13 protein-coding genes are annotated in these 15427 nt (G+C 53.3%); all 13 read left to right on the top strand.

Annotated features, from left to right (window positions below; genetic code table 11):
* Positions 1–323: 323 nt before the first annotated feature.
* The 13 genes from ilvI to murG all read left to right on the top strand — a co-directional run bounded on the left by ilvI (position 324) and on the right by murG (position 15419).
* Positions 324–2042, top strand: a complete 1719-nt coding sequence (ilvI, locus tag GW591_RS13600) for an acetolactate synthase 3 large subunit (RefSeq protein ID WP_013577021.1) — start codon at positions 324–326, stop codon at positions 2040–2042.
* 2 nt (positions 2043–2044) lie between these two features.
* The gene (ilvN, locus tag GW591_RS13595; RefSeq protein ID WP_112197242.1) at positions 2045–2536 is read left to right on the top strand and encodes an acetolactate synthase small subunit; all 492 of its coding nucleotides are present in this window, start codon (positions 2045–2047) and stop codon (positions 2534–2536) included.
* Positions 2537–2702: 166 nt separating this feature from the next.
* Positions 2703–3707, top strand: coding sequence for a catabolite repressor/activator (gene cra / locus GW591_RS13590; RefSeq protein WP_013577019.1), 1005 nt, complete (start codon positions 2703–2705; stop codon positions 3705–3707).
* A 708-nt stretch (positions 3708–4415) separates the two neighbouring features.
* Positions 4416–4874: a division/cell wall cluster transcriptional repressor MraZ gene (gene mraZ, locus GW591_RS13585; RefSeq protein ID WP_013577018.1), complete on the top strand. Its 459-nt coding sequence runs from the start codon at positions 4416–4418 to the stop codon at positions 4872–4874.
* A 2-nt stretch (positions 4875–4876) separates the two neighbouring features.
* On the top strand, positions 4877–5818 hold the full coding sequence (rsmH, locus tag GW591_RS13580; RefSeq protein WP_037033435.1) for a 16S rRNA (cytosine(1402)-N(4))-methyltransferase RsmH: 942 nt from the start codon (positions 4877–4879) through the stop codon (positions 5816–5818).
* Positions 5815–6135 (top strand): cell division protein FtsL, encoded by a 321-nt coding sequence (gene ftsL, locus GW591_RS13575; protein WP_013577016.1) that lies wholly within the window; start codon positions 5815–5817, stop codon positions 6133–6135. Before rsmH ends, ftsL begins: the two co-directional genes overlap by 4 nt.
* Before the next feature lie 27 nt (positions 6136–6162).
* Positions 6163–7926 carry a peptidoglycan glycosyltransferase FtsI gene (locus tag GW591_RS13570; RefSeq protein WP_119262108.1) on the top strand — a complete coding sequence of 588 codons (1764 nt, stop codon included), beginning with the start codon at positions 6163–6165 and terminating at the stop codon, positions 7924–7926.
* Positions 7913–9400, top strand: a complete 1488-nt coding sequence (gene murE / locus GW591_RS13565; RefSeq protein ID WP_013577014.1) for a UDP-N-acetylmuramoyl-L-alanyl-D-glutamate--2,6-diaminopimelate ligase — start codon at positions 7913–7915, stop codon at positions 9398–9400. Before GW591_RS13570 ends, murE begins: the two co-directional genes overlap by 14 nt.
* Positions 9397–10758 (top strand): UDP-N-acetylmuramoyl-tripeptide--D-alanyl-D-alanine ligase, encoded by a 1362-nt coding sequence (gene murF / locus GW591_RS13560; protein WP_112150992.1) that lies wholly within the window; start codon positions 9397–9399, stop codon positions 10756–10758. Before murE ends, murF begins: the two co-directional genes overlap by 4 nt.
* Positions 10752–11834 (top strand): phospho-N-acetylmuramoyl-pentapeptide-transferase, encoded by a 1083-nt coding sequence (gene mraY, locus GW591_RS13555; RefSeq protein WP_013577012.1) that lies wholly within the window; start codon positions 10752–10754, stop codon positions 11832–11834. The genes murF and mraY overlap by 7 nt, the downstream gene beginning before the upstream one ends.
* A gap of 2 nt (positions 11835–11836) precedes the next feature.
* Positions 11837–13153, top strand: coding sequence for a UDP-N-acetylmuramoyl-L-alanine--D-glutamate ligase (gene murD / locus GW591_RS13550; protein ID WP_015690469.1), 1317 nt, complete (start codon positions 11837–11839; stop codon positions 13151–13153).
* Complete coding sequence (gene ftsW, locus GW591_RS13545; RefSeq protein ID WP_013577010.1) at positions 13153–14355, top strand: cell division protein FtsW; 1203 nt, start codon at positions 13153–13155, stop codon at positions 14353–14355. The genes murD and ftsW overlap by 1 nt, the downstream gene beginning before the upstream one ends.
* Entirely contained in the window at positions 14352–15419 is a 1068-nt protein-coding gene (gene murG, locus GW591_RS13540) for an undecaprenyldiphospho-muramoylpentapeptide beta-N-acetylglucosaminyltransferase (RefSeq protein ID WP_112150991.1), read from the top strand. The genes ftsW and murG overlap by 4 nt, the downstream gene beginning before the upstream one ends.
* Positions 15420–15427 lie beyond the last annotated feature (8 nt).

Here is a 15427-nt window from a genome sequence, read left to right as displayed (position 1 = left end):
TTTAATACTGTAATTTTTCCAGCCTTCCTGATATTTCTGACTGGTTAGTGCTCACAGGCAGTGTTTTGTCCCGAGCGGGAGAATGAAGGCAGTGCGAGGCGATAAAATCATGCCTGTGCAGAATTTTTGGCGTTTGCCTGACTCCGGTTCTGACGCTAAGGTACTGAGTTAGATTCTTGAACGCCAATAAGAACAGCAGGGTTTTGTGAGCCCGATAGAAAGTCCTAAAATTCAGCAATTTATCTTTAAATTGCTGCTGATAGAACAGCTAGCTGAAACACAAGTCATCCTATAAAAGAAGCAAAAAGCCTGGAGGCAAAACCATGGAGATGTTGTCAGGAGCCGAGATGGTCGTCCGGTCGTTAATCGACCAGGGCGTTAAGCACGTATTCGGTTATCCCGGCGGTGCGGTGTTGGATATCTATGATGCCCTGCATACGGTCGGTGGGATAGATCATGTGCTGGTGAGACATGAACAGGGTGCTGTTCATATGGCTGACGGTTATGCGCGTGCCACGGGTGACGTGGGCGTCGTGCTGGTGACTTCCGGTCCCGGCGCAACCAATGCGATCACCGGCATTGCCACGGCTTATATGGATTCCATTCCGCTAGTGGTGCTATCCGGCCAGGTACACAGTTCACTCATCGGTTATGACGCATTCCAGGAATGCGACATGGTGGGGATTTCCCGCCCGGTGGTGAAACACAGTTTTCTGGTAAAACGTGCGGAAGATATTCCGACTGTGCTGAAAAAAGCGTTTTATCTTGCCTCTACCGGCCGTCCTGGCCCGGTGGTTGTCGACCTGCCAAAAGATGTGGTGAACCCGCAGATTAAACTGCCTTACGCCTATCCTGATCAGGTTGCGATGCGCTCCTATAACCCGACGGTGCAAGGCCATCGCGGGCAAATCAAGCGCGCAGTCCAGACTTTACTGGCGGCGAAGAAACCGGTGCTGTACGTCGGTGGCGGTGCGATTAATTCTGAGTGTGATGCTGAACTGCTGCAACTGGCGGAGAAACTGAATCTGCCCGTCACCAGTTCCCTGATGGGGTTGGGCGCATTTCCCGGTACCCATCGCCAGAGCCTTGGTATGCTCGGCATGCACGGTACTTACGAAGCCAATATGGCGATGCACAACGCGGATTTAATCTTCGGTGTAGGTGTGCGTTTCGACGACCGTACCACCAATAATCTGGCGAAGTACTGCCCGAATGCGACGGTTATGCACATTGATATCGACCCGACGTCCATTTCCAAAACCGTGAATGCGGATATTCCGATTGTGGGTGATGCGAAGCAGACGCTGATTCAGATGCTGGAATTGCTGGCACAAAGCGACGAAAAGCAGGAATTCGATGCGCTGCGCGACTGGTGGCAAAATATTGAGAACTGGCGCGGGCGTGAGTGCCTGAGCTACGACAAAAATACCGGTACCATCAAGCCACAGGCGGTTATCGAAACGCTGCACCGTCTGACCAAAGGCGATGCCTATGTTACGTCGGACGTCGGGCAGCATCAGATGTTTGCCGCATTGTATTATAAGTTCGATAAACCGCGTCGCTGGATCAACTCCGGTGGCCTCGGCACGATGGGCTTTGGCCTGCCTGCTGCGCTGGGTGTGAAACTCGGCCTGCCGGATGAGACGGTAATTTGTGTGACCGGTGACGGCAGTATCCAGATGAACATTCAGGAGCTGTCGACCGCGCTGCAATACGATTTGCCAGTGATCGTCGTGAACCTGAACAATGGCTATCTGGGCATGGTGAAGCAGTGGCAGGACATGATTTACTCCGGCCGTCATTCTCAGTCTTACATGCAATCGCTGCCTGATTTCGTGAAACTGGCGGAAGCTTACGGGCATGTGGGTATTGCTATCCGCACGCCGGATGAGCTGGAAAGCAAGCTGGCGCTGGCGCTGGAACAGAAAAATCGTCTGGTATTTGTTGATATCAGCGTGGATGAAACAGAACACGTTTACCCTATGCACATCCGTGGCGGTGCGATGGACGAAATGTGGTTAAGCAAAACGGAGAGGACCTGATCATGCGCCGGATTTTATCAGTATTACTGGAAAACGAATCGGGCGCGTTGTCCCGCGTGGTTGGCCTGTTCTCTCAGCGTGGCTATAACATTGAAAGCCTGACCGTTGCACCGACGGATGATCCTACCTTGTCGCGCATGACGATTCAGACCGTGGGTGATGCCAAGGTGCTCGAGCAAATCGAAAAACAGCTGCATAAGCTGGTAGACGTATTACGAGTCACTGAGCTGGTGCAGGGTGCTCACGTTGAGCGTGAAATCATGCTGGTGAAGGTGCAGGCTTCCGGTTATGGCCGGGAAGAAGTTAAACGCTCTACTGAGATTTTCCGCGGTCAGATTGTAGATGTCACAGCAACGCTTTACACCGTTCAGCTGGCGGGTACCAGTGACAAACTGGACGCGTTTTTAGCCAGTATCCGTGATGTGGCTGAAATCGTCGAAGTTGCGCGCTCCGGCATAGTGGGTGTCTCCCGTGGCGACAAAATCATGCGCTAAAGCGTAAATAATCAGCAAGATGTGAAACTTATCTGATATTTAAAAGCCCGGCTCTTGAGTTGGGCTTTATTTTTTGCGAGACAGGTGAAGCGATTCGGTAAAACACCTTGCCCGGCAGAGGCTTCTGCGGTTAGATAAAGCATTATCTTTATTAAGGGGTTTCTCAGTGAAGCTGGATGAGATCGCGAGGTTAGCGGGCGTTTCGCGTACAACGGCCAGTTATGTGATTAATGGCAAAGCGAAACAGTATCGTGTCAGCGATAAGACAGTCGAAAAAGTTATGGCTGTCGTGAAGGAACATAACTATCACCCGAATGCGGTGGCAGCGGGTTTACGCGCCGGTCGCACCCGTTCTATTGGCCTGGTGATCCCCGATCTGGAAAATACCAGTTACACCAAAATCGCCAACTTCCTCGAGCGTCAGGCCCGTCAGCGGGGTTATCAACTGCTAATCGCCTGTTCAGAAGATCAGCCTGACAACGAAATGCGCTGCATCGAACATCTGCTGCAACGTCAGGTAGATGCGATCATTATCTCCACGTCATTGCCGCCGGAACATCCTTTCTATCAGCGCTGGGCCAACGATGATTTCCCGATCATTGCGCTTGATCGCGCTCTGGATCCCGAACACTTCATCAGTGTTGTGGGTGCCGATCAGGATGACGCACTGATGCTGGCGCAGGAGTTGCGCACCTTTCCTGCTGAATCGGTATTGTATCTCGGCGCGCTGCCTGAGCTTTCCGTGAGTTTTCTGCGCGAGCAGGGATTCCGCCAGGCATGGGCTGAAGATCCACGCCAGCCGGAATACCTTTATGCCAATGCTTATGATCGTGAATCAGCGGCCATAGTGTTTGCCGAATGGCTAAAAACGCACCCGATGCCGCAGGCGTTATTTACGACGTCATTCCAGCTGTTACAGGGTGTGATGGACGTGACGCTGAAAATGGAAGGGCGTTTACCGGTCAATCTCGCTATTGCCACATTCGGCGATAACGAGCTGCTCGATTTCCTCGAATGCCCGGTTCTGGCCGTGGCGCAGCGTCACCGCGATGTGGCTGAACGTGTACTGGAGCTGGTTCTGGCCTGTCTGGATGAGCCGAAGAAGCCGAAAGCAGGGCTGACCCGTATCCGCCGTAATTTGTTCCGCCGTGGTCGCCTGAGCCGCAAATAAACCCCGGACGGGTATTCACCTGACTGCCCGTCTTTTTCACCGTTGCTGAATCGCGTTAAAACATTCCGGTAATTTGCGTTGCCGTTTCTGATAATCAAAATACGAGAATTCCCATATGACTTTAATGGGCAATTTAGGAGCATTCCCAGACTGCTGAATTATTAACAAATGTTTTTGCTTTCCTTCCGCTGATATAAACCTTCCAATCAATTTCTAAAATACGTTAATGCTCGCCGCAAAAGTGCTGTAGAATTCCCCGCTTAAATTCCAGCGGTGTGAGTTTGCTGCGGTACTGATGGCTTTTAAATCTGCCCGAAGGCTTATGCCATGCGGGTTGGCATGTAAAATGATGTTGATTTAGACGTGACAGCCAGAAAAAAATTGAAAATGATTTTTGTTAAGGCAAAACGGTCAGGAAATGAGAGTTGGATAGCAGAAGAATATAAATAGTTAAATAATGTTCAGTTTGGCTTTTTTTTAAACGAAATTATTAACCCTCCGAAATTTCTTCAACTAATCATGACGTTATTTTCTATACCCCCTCTAAAAAACCTCATCACATTGCGCTAAGCATTTGTGTGGCTGCGTAAATATTGCCAAACCGTCTCCGCTCTGGCTTGACAAGGTTTTAAAACCATCCGTAAACTCTTTTCTGTGGGAATTTGTGGGGGAAAGTGGTGAAAAGGGTCACAGAGGGGTAGAGCGGTCATGTTTCGTGGCGCGACGATGGTTAACCTCGACAGTAAAGGGCGACTTGCCGTACCCACCCGTTATCGGGATTTACTGAGCGAAGAATCGCAAGGTCAAATGGTGTGCACCATAGACCTCCATCACCCATGTCTCCTCCTTTACCCCCTCCCTGAGTGGGAAGTTATCGAACAAAAATTGTCCCGTCTGTCGAGTATGAACCCCATTGAGCGCCGTATTCAGCGCCTTTTACTGGGGCATGCCAGTGAATGTCAGATGGATAACGCCGGGCGTCTGCTGATTGCAACAACATTGCGTCAGCATGCCGGGCTCGCAAAAGAAGTGATGCTGGTTGGGCAGTTCAATAAGTTTGAATTGTGGGATGAACAGACCTGGTATCAACAAGTTAAGGAAGACATCGACGCTGAACAATCGTCTCAGGAGCCACTTTCTGACCGATTACAGGACTTGTCATTATAAGCATGGTTGAAAACTACAAACACACTTCCGTTTTGCTGGATGAAGCCGTTAACGGCCTCAACATTCGACAGGACGGCATTTACATAGACGGAACTTTTGGCCGTGGTGGCCATTCACGTCTGATTCTGTCCCAGCTTGGGCCGGACGGACGCTTGCTGGCGATTGACCGTGATCCACAGGCGATCAAAGCCGCAGAATCTATTGATGATCCGCGTTTCTCTATCGTTCACGGACCTTTTTCTGATCTGGCCGACTATGTGCGGGATCGGGGTCTCGAAGGCAAGATCGACGGCGTACTGCTGGATTTAGGCGTTTCTTCTCCTCAGCTTGATGATCCTGAACGTGGATTCTCATTTATGCGTGACGGGCCTCTGGATATGCGTATGGATCCTACCCGTGGTTATTCAGCAGCTGAATGGCTGATGAAAGCCGAAGCCGAAGATATTGCCTGGGTGTTGAAAACTTTTGGTGAAGAGCGTTTTGCCAAACGCATTGCACGCGCGATCGTTGAGCGTAACCGCGAATTGCCGATGACCCGGACTAAAGAGCTGGCGGATCTGATCGCTAATGCCTCGCCAGTTCGTGAGAAGCACAAGCATCCGGCCACGCGCAGCTTCCAGGCGATCCGTATCTACATCAACAGTGAGCTGGAAGAGATTGAACGTGCGCTGGATGGCGCACTGGAAATTTTGGCACCTGAAGGACGTTTATCCGTGATCAGCTTCCACTCTCTGGAAGACCGGATTGTGAAACGCTTCATCCGTCAGCATAGCCGTGGCGCGCAGGTGCCAGCCGGTATCCCGATGACGGAAGCGCAAATCGCGGAACTTGGTGGACGTTCTCTGAAATCAGTCGGGAAAATGATGCCCTCTGAAGCCGAAGTGGCAGAAAACCCGCGGGCACGCAGTTCTGTTCTGCGTTTTGCTGAGAGAACAACCGCGTGATAGGCAACGAACGCCACGGATTAGTAGGAGTGATCGCCAGCGATATCCTTCGCAACGGCAAGATCCCGTTAATTCTGATGATCGCCGTTTTGGTCAGCGCAATTTTAGTGGTCACTACCGCTCACCGTACGCGTTTGCTGACGGCTCAGCGCGAACAATTAGTCCTGGAAAGGGATGCGCTGGACATTGAATGGCGCAACCTGATCCTTGAAGAGAACGCCCTCGGTGATCACAGCCGGGTAGAACGCATCGCAACGGAGAAATTGCAAATGCAACACGTTGATCCATCTCAAGAAATTATTGTGGTTCAGCCTTAAAATGCGCACGGAGAATACAGGCAGCGAATGAAAGCAACACGCACTGCGAAGTTAAAGCGTCCCGAAAATCAAGCCAGCTTTATCAGCTGGCGTTTTGCGTTGTTGTGCGCTTGTATCCTGCTGGCATTGGTTGGCCTGATGTTGCGTGTGGCGTATCTGCAGGTGATTAATCCGGATAAGCTGGTGAAGGAAGGTGACCTGCGTTCCCTTCGCGTACAAACCATTCCAACCTCCCGTGGCATGATTACCGATCGCTCTGGTCGCCCGCTGGCGGTCAGTGTACCGGTTAATGCCATCTGGGCTGACCCAAAAGAAATTAGCGATCGCGGCGGTATCACCTCCGATACCAAATGGAAAGCGCTGGCCGATGCACTGAATATGCCTCTTACCCAACTTTCTTCCCGCATTACTGCCAATCCAAATGGGCGCTTCGTGTATCTGGCGCGTCAGGTCAATCCTGCGGTCGGGGAATATATCCGTAAACTCAAACTGCCGGGGATTTCCCTGCGTCAGGAATCCCGCCGCTATTACCCGGCCGGGCAGGTGACGTCGCATGTTATTGGCGTCACCAATATCGACGGCGAAGGTATTGAAGGCGTCGAGAAGAGTTTTGACCGCTGGCTGACCGGTAAACCGGGTGAACGTACCATTCGTAAAGACCGCTTCGGGCGCGTCATCGAGGATATTTCTACTGTAGACAGCCAGGCAGCACACAATCTGGCGCTCAGCATCGATGAGCGTTTGCAGGCGCTGGTTTACCGCGAGCTTAACAACGCCGTGGCATTCAACAAAGCCGAGTCGGGCACTGCGGTGCTGGTTGACGTGCAAACCGGTGAAGTGCTGGCGATGGCTAACAGCCCGTCCTACAACCCGAATAACATGCCGGATACGCCAAAAGACGTGATGCGTAACCGTGCCATCACCGACATCTTCGAACCGGGTTCCACAGTGAAACCGATGGTGGTGATGACGGCATTGAAAAACGGTGTGGTGCGCGAGAACAGCGTACTGAATACTTTGCCGTACCGGATTAACGGTCATGAGATTAAAGATGTGGCCCGTTACGCGGAGCTTTCCGTTACGGGTATCTTGCAGAAGTCGAGTAACGTCGGTGTTTCACGACTGGCGTTATCGATGCCATCCGCTGAGCTGGTAGATACTTACTCGCGATTCGGATTGGGAAAACCGACCAATTTGGGGCTGGTCGGAGAAAGCAGTGGCTTATACCCTAAAAAACAACGGTGGTCTGACATAGAGAGGGCCACCTTCTCTTTCGGCTACGGGCTAATGGTGACACCTCTCCAGCTAGCGCGAGTCTACGCAACAATCGGCAGCATGGGCGTTTATCGCCCATTGTCGATCACACGAGTTGATCCGCCGGTGTCCGGCGAGCGCGTCTTCCCTGAACCGCTGGTACGTACCGTTGTGCATATGATGGAAAGCGTGGCACTGCCTGGCGGCGGTGGCGTGAAAGCGGCAATCAAGGGCTATCGCATTGCGATTAAAACCGGTACCGCAAAAAAAGTCGGCCCGGATGGGAAGTACGTTAACAAATACATTGCCTATACCGCCGGCGTTGCGCCAGCAAGCAATCCAAGATTTGCCCTTGTGGTGGTTATCAACGATCCACAGGCAGGGAAATATTACGGTGGGGCCGTTTCCGCACCGGTGTTTGGCGCCATCATGGGCGGCGTATTGCGCACCATGAACGTTGAACCGGATGCGCTGACTGCCGATGAAAACGCAGACATAGTGAATAATCAAAAAGAGGCTTCAGGTGGCAGATCGTAATTTGCGCGACATCTTAGCGCCCTGGGTGAGTGATGCCCCGGCGGTAGCGCTAAAAGACATGATTCTGGACAGCCGCGTTGCGGCTGCTGGCGATCTGTTTGTCGCGGTTTCAGGCCATACCAGTGACGGGCGTCGTTTTATTCCCCAGGCAATTGCCCAGGGCGTCGCCGCCGTTGTGGCCGAGGCAAAGGGTGAGCAACAGCACGGAACGGTCTGCCAGATGCATGGCGTACCGGTGGTTTATCTTGAGGATCTCAATATTCTGCTGTCAGAGCTGGCGGGACGTTTTTACCAGCAACCGGGCAAAGAATTACGTCTGGTTGGCGTAACTGGCACCAACGGCAAAACCACGACCACGCAACTGCTGGCGCAATGGAGCCAGTTGCTGGGCGAAACCAGTGCCGTGATGGGCACTGTGGGCAATGGCCTGCTGGATAACGTGATACCAGCGGAAAACACCACCGGTTCTGCCGTACAGGTTCAGCACATTCTGGCTGACCTGGTGAAACTGGGTGCAACCTTTGCCGCAATGGAAGTTTCTTCACACGGGCTGGTTCAGCACCGTGTTGCCGCACTGCCGTTTGCCGCTGCCGCATTTACCAACCTGAGCCGTGATCACCTTGATTACCACGGTGATATGCAAAGCTATGAAGATGCCAAATGGCAGCTTTTCGCCTCACATCAGGTCGGTCAAAAAATTATCAATGCTGACGATGAAGTCGGTGCACGCTGGCTGGCGAAAACGCCAAATGCTATTGCGGTCAGCATGGAAGACAAAATTCCGGCAGGCTGGAGTGGCCGCTGGCTGGTGGCACGTAGCGTGAATTATCACGATAACGGTGCCACCGTAAACATCGATTCAAGCTGGGGTGAAGGCAAGCTGGAGAGCCGCCTGATGGGGGCCTTCAACGTCAGCAATCTGCTGGTTGCGCTGGCCACGCTGCTTTCTCTGGATTATCCGCTGGCGCAATTACTGGCGACCGCCTCTCAGCTGCAACCGGTTTGTGGCCGTATGGAAGTTTTCAATGCGCCGGGTAAACCTACGGCAGTGGTTGATTATGCGCACACTCCTGACGCACTGGAAAAAGCGCTGGCGGCAGCGCGGCTACATTGTCGTGGCACGTTGTGGTGCGTTTTTGGTTGCGGTGGAGATCGCGATAAAGGCAAGCGTCCGCTGATGGGCGCTATTGCTGAGCAATACGCTGACCGCGTGATTGTTACCGATGATAATCCTCGCAGCGAAGAGCCTCGCGCTATCGTTGCAGATATCCTTGCCGGTCTGCTTGATGCAGGACGTGTGCAGGAAATCCATGGCCGCGCAGAAGCAGTCACCAGCGCGATCATGCAGGCGAAAGAAGACGACGTTGTGTTGATTGCCGGTAAAGGGCATGAGGATTACCAGCTCGTCGGAAACCAGCGTCTCGACTATTCCGACCGTGTGACGGTTGCACGTTTGCTGGGGGTGATCGCATGATCCGTGTTTCCCTGCAAACGCTGGCTGATGCGCTCAACGCTGAGCTCATCGGCACTGATACTCAAATTGACAGCGTGACGACGGACACCCGTCAGATCACTGAAGGCTGTTTGTTTGTCGCCCTGAAAGGCGAAAAATTCGATGCCCACGACTTTGCCGCTGATGCCGTAAAAGCCGGTTCAGGGGCTTTACTGGTAAGTAAGCGCTTACCGGTAGATGTTCCTCAGTTAGTGGTTGCTGACACCCGTATTGCGCTCGGGCAACTGGGCGGCTGGGTGCGTCAGCAGGTTCCGGCGCGTGTCGTCGGCCTGACCGGTTCTTCCGGCAAGACGTCTGTGAAAGAGATGACCGCGGCGATTTTGCGCGAGTGCGGCAATGTGCTGTATACCGCAGGCAACTTCAATAACGACATTGGCGTTCCTCTGACGTTGCTGCGCTTAACGGCAGAACATGATTTTGCTGTCATCGAAATGGGTGCGAATCATGCGGGTGAAATCGCCTACACCACTGCCCTGGCACGACCTGAAACGGCGCTGGTGAATAACTTGTCCGCCGCACATCTGGAGGGTTTCGGTTCCCTCGCAGGCGTGGCCCGTGCGAAAGGCGAGATTTTCGATGGTCTGCCGGAAAACGGCATTGCCGTGATCAATGCGGATAACAACGATTGGGCGAACTGGCAGCATAAGCTGAACGGTAAAACCGTCTGGCGTTTTTCTCCCGCTTTCGGTGAAGGCATCGATTTCAGTGCCACTGATGTCAACATCAGCCCGCTGAATACCGCGTTCACACTGCATTCTCCTCAGGGCAGCATTGATGTCTCGCTGCCGGTTCCGGGTCGTCACAATATCGCTAACGCACTCGCTGCGGCTGCGCTGGCAATGTCTGTCGGTGCATCGCCGGAGAACGTGCGCGCCGGGCTGGCGACGCTGCAATCCGTGAAAGGGCGCTTATTCCCGATCGTTATCAGCGAGGGCAAAACCTTGCTTGATGACAGCTACAACGCGAATGTGGGTTCAATGACCGCTGCCGCACAGGTGCTGGCGGAAATGCCGGGCTACCGCGTGATGGCAGTGGGCGATATGGCTGAACTGGGCGCTGAAAGCGAACATTGCCATCGTCAGGTCGGTGAAGCTATCCGCGACGCCGGTATCGACAAAGTATTCAGCATTGGTCATGACAGCCGCATCATCAGTGATGTCAGCGGGTGTGGTGAACATCTGGAAGATAAGGCAGCCCTGACGGCCCGTTTAACGAGCTTACTGTCTGAACATGCGGTAATTACCGTTTTGATTAAAGGTTCACGTAGTGCCGCAATGGAGCAGGTAGTACGCGCGTTACAGGAGAATGCAACATGTTAGTTTGGCTGGCCGAACATTTGGTCAAATATTATTCCGGCTTCAACGTCTTTTCTTATCTGACGTTTCGCGCCATTGTCAGCCTGCTGACCGCTTTGTTCCTGTCGCTGTGGATTGGGCCTCGCATGATTGCCCGTCTGCAGAAAATGTCTTTCGGCCAGATTGTCCGTAACGACGGCCCGGAATCACATTTCAGTAAACGTGGTACACCAACGATGGGCGGCCTGATGATTCTGGCGTCTATCACGATTTCCGTATTGATGTGGGCCTATCCGTCCAATCCGTACGTGTGGTGTGTGCTGTTCGTATTGCTGGGTTACGGTGTGGTGGGCTTTATCGATGACTATCGCAAAGTCGTGCGTAAAGACACCAAGGGGCTGATCGCCCGCTGGAAATACTTCTGGCAGTCAGTCATTGCGCTGGCCGCCGCTTTCACGATGTATGCCATTGGTAAAGATACGCCAGCGACCGAGCTGGTGGTGCCGTTCTTTAAAGACATCATGCCGCAGCTGGGTTTGATGTACATCCTGCTGAGCTACTTTGTGATTGTCGGTACCAGTAACGCCGTCAATCTGACGGATGGTCTGGACGGGCTGGCGATTATGCCAACGGTTTTCGTCGCGGCGGGCTTTGCGCTGGTGGCGTGGGCGACCGGTAACATGAATTTCGCCAGCTACCTGCACATCCCTTATCTGCGTCATGCAGGTGAACTGGTGATCGTGTGTACCGCAATTGTCGGTGCCGGGCTTGGGTTCCTGTGGTTCAACACCTATCCGGCACAAGTTTTCATGGGCGATGTCGGTTCTCTGGCGCTGGGTGGCGCGCTGGGCACTATCGCTGTGCTGCTGCGTCAGGAGTTTTTGCTGGTGATTATGGGCGGTGTGTTTGTTGTCGAAACCCTGTCGGTAATCTTACAAGTTGGGTCCTTTAAGTTACGTGGGCAGCGCATTTTCCGTATGGCGCCTATCCATCATCACTACGAACTTAAAGGCTGGCCGGAACCGCGCGTTATTGTGCGCTTCTGGATTATTTCGCTGATGCTGGTGCTGATTGGCCTGGCGACGCTGAAGGTACGGTAATTATGGCTGACTATCAGGGTAAAAAAGTGGTCATCATCGGGCTGGGTCTTACCGGCCTGTCTTGTGTTGATTTCTTTGTTGCACGTGGCGTCACGCCGCGTGTCATTGATACCCGCGTCAGCCCGCCAGGACTCGATAAACTGGCGGATAACATTGAGTGTCATCTCGGTTCACTCAATGAAGACTGGCTGCTGGACGCTGATTTGATCATTTCAAGTCCGGGTGTTGCGCTGGCAACGCCAGCACTGAGCGCAGCTGCAGAGGCTGGCGTGGAAATCATTGGCGATATCGAATTGTTCTGCCGCGAAACGCAAACCCCAATTGTGGCTATCACCGGTTCGAACGGTAAAAGCACTGTCACCACGCTGGTCGGCGAGATGGCGAAAGCGGCCGGATGGCGCGTGGGCGTGGGCGGCAATATCGGTTTGCCTGTGCTGACCATGCTGGATCACGAATACGATCTGTTTGTGCTTGAGCTTTCCAGCTTCCAGCTTGAAACCACACACAGTCTTCACGCGGCGGCGGCGACCATTCTCAACGTAACTGAAGACCACATGGACCGCTATCCGTTTGGTTTGCAGCAATACCGTGCAGCCAAACTGAAAGTTTATGAGAACGCAGCATTATGCGTCGTCAATGCCGACGATGCGCTGACCATGCCGGTACGTGGCGCGGATAAACGCTGCGTGAGTTTTGGTGTTGATGTGGGTGATTACCATCTGACCCGTCAGCAGGATGATATCTGGTTACGTGTGCGTGGCGAGAAAGTCCTGAATACCCGTGAGATGCCACTGACAGGACGCCATAACTACACCAATGCCCTGGCGGCGCTGGCGCTGGCGGATGCAGTCGGTATTCCTCATGCGTCCAGCCTGAAAGCCCTGACGACCTTTACCGGTCTGGCTCATCGTTTTCAGGTGGCATGGCAACATAACGGCGTTCGCTGGATTAACGACTCTAAAGCGACCAATGTCGGCAGTACCGAAGCCGCATTGAACGGTCTGCACGTTGAAGGCACGCTGCATCTGTTATTAGGCGGGGACGGTAAATCTGCTGATTTCTCGCCACTGACGCGTTATTTGCAGGGCGACAATCTGCGTATTTACTGCTTTGGCCGTGATGGCGCAGAGCTGGCGGATTTGCGCCCTGACGTTTCTTCCTTGTTTGAAACGATGGAACAGGCGATGCGTGATATCAGCACGCGTGTGGTTTCCGGCGATATGGTTTTACTGTCGCCAGCCTGCGCCAGCCTGGATCAGTTCCGCAGTTTTGAACAACGCGGCGATGTCTTTACCGCGCTGGCGAAGGAGTTGGGTTGATGCGGATACCCGGGCTGAGCCTCGTCGGCAAATTTAATGATTGGGTGATGGGCGCCAAAGAAAGCGAGTCCGTCACCCTGGTGTTGTATGACCGGACTTTGCTGTGGCTGACCTTCGGGCTGGCTATCGTCGGCTTCGTGATGGTGACATCAGCGTCGATGCCGATTGGTCAGCGTCTGGCAGACGATCCGTTTTTGTTTGCTAAACGTGATGCTATTTATCTCGGTCTGGCCTTTGGTTTATCGCTGGTGACATTGCGTGTGCCGATGGCGGTCTGGCAGAAGTACAGCAATGTCCTGCTGCTGCTGTCGGTCATCATGTTGCTGGTGGTGCTGGTGGTGGGCAGCTCGGTTAACGGGGCATCTCGCTGGATTTCTCTCGGGCCGCTGCGTATTCAGCCGGCAGAGTTCTCCAAGTTGTCACTGTTCTGCTACCTCGCCAGCTATCTGGTGCGAAAAGTGGATGAAGTGCGCAGTAACTTTTGGGGCTTCTGCAAACCGATGGGTGTGATGGTCGTGCTGGCAGTATTGCTGTTGGCTCAGCCGGACCTTGGTACGGTGGTTGTACTGTTCATCACCACGCTGGCGATGTTATTCCTGGCAGGGGCAAAAATGTGGCAGTTCCTGGCCATTATCGGTTCGGGCGTATTCGCAGTGGTACTGCTGGTTCTTGCCGAGCCATACCGTATGCGCCGTGTGACATCGTTCTGGAATCCGTGGGCGGATCCGTTTGGTAGTGGCTACCAGTTAACTCAGTCACTGATGGCATTTGGTCGTGGCGAATTCTGGGGACAAGGTTTAGGTAATTCAGTCCAGAAACTGGAGTATTTACCTGAAGCACACACCGACTTTATCTTCTCCATTTTAGGCGAGGAATTGGGGTATTTCGGTGTGGTTCTCGCCCTGTTAATGGTATTCTTCGTCGCTTTTCGCGCCATGTCCATCGGGCGTCGCGCGTTAGAGACCGACCAGCGTTTTTCAGGGTTTTTAGCCTGTTCAATTGGCGTGTGGTTTAGCTTCCAGGCGTTGGTTAACGTCGGGGCTGCGGCGGGCATGTTGCCAACTAAAGGCCTGACATTGCCGCTCATCAGTTACGGTGGGTCGAGCCTGTTAATTATGTCGACGGCAATCGTGTTATTGCTGCGAGTGGATTTTGAAACGCGGCTGGCAAAAGCCCAGGCGTTTGTAAGGAGTGCCCGATGAGTGGCAATACCCGGCGTTTAATGGTGATGGCAGGTGGTACCGGGGGACATGTTTTCCCGGGACTGGCAGTAGCCCATCATCTTATCGCGCAAGGTTGGGAAGTTCGCTGGCTGGGTACAGCAGACCGAATGGAAGCGGATTTGGTTCCAAAACATGGTATCGAGATTGATTTCATTAAAATTGCCGGATTGCGTGGGAAAGGTCTTAAAGCGCAACTAACGGCACCGGTTCGCATATATCATGCGTGGCGTCAGGCGAAGGCCATCATGAAGCGCTTCCAGCCTGATGTGGTATTGGGCATGGGCGGATATGTGTCCGGTCCCGGAGGCCTGGCTGCCTGGTCACTGGGTATTCCGGTGGTGTTACACGAACAAAATGGCATTGCCGGCATGACCAATAAAGGGTTGTCGCACATTGCCAAAAAAGTATTGCAGGCGTTTCCGGGGGCATTTCCAAATGCTGACGTTGTTGGCAATCCGGTGCGTACTGACGTGCTGGCGCTGGAATTACCGGCAACCCGACTGGCCGGCCGCGAAGGTCCAATCCGCGTATTAGTGATTGGTGGCAGTCAGGGCGCGCGAGTCCTTAATCAGAGCATGCCGGAAGTGGCAGCGCTGATGGGCGATAAGATTACGTTGTGGCACCAGGTCGGTAAAGGTGCTCTGGCGTCAGTGAATCAGGCTTATGAAAAAGCCGGTCAGACGCAGCATAAAGTGACCGAATTCATTGATGACATGGCAGAGGCTTATGCCTGGGCCGATGTGGTGGTTTGCCGCTCCGGTGCGTTAACGGTCAGTGAAATTGCCGCCGCAGGTTTACCCGCGATTTTTGTGCCTTTCCAGCATAAAGACCGTCAACAGTACTGGAATGCGCTGCCGCTGGAAAAAGCCGGTGCCGCGAAGATTATCGAACAGAAAGATTTTAGTGCCGCCGCCGTCGCTGATCTGATGGCCGGATGGGACAGAACCCATCTGATGGAAATGGCGATGGCAGCACGTGCCGCCGCCATCCCCGATGCGACAGCGCGTGTAGCCGCTGAAGTGGTTGCCGCAAGCAAAAAATGAAAATGAAC

The sequence above is a fragment of the Rahnella aceris genome (assembly GCF_011684115.1).
Classification (GTDB): Bacteria; Pseudomonadota; Gammaproteobacteria; order Enterobacterales; family Enterobacteriaceae; genus Rahnella; species Rahnella aceris.
This window is presented reverse-complemented; position numbering and strand designations above follow the sequence as displayed.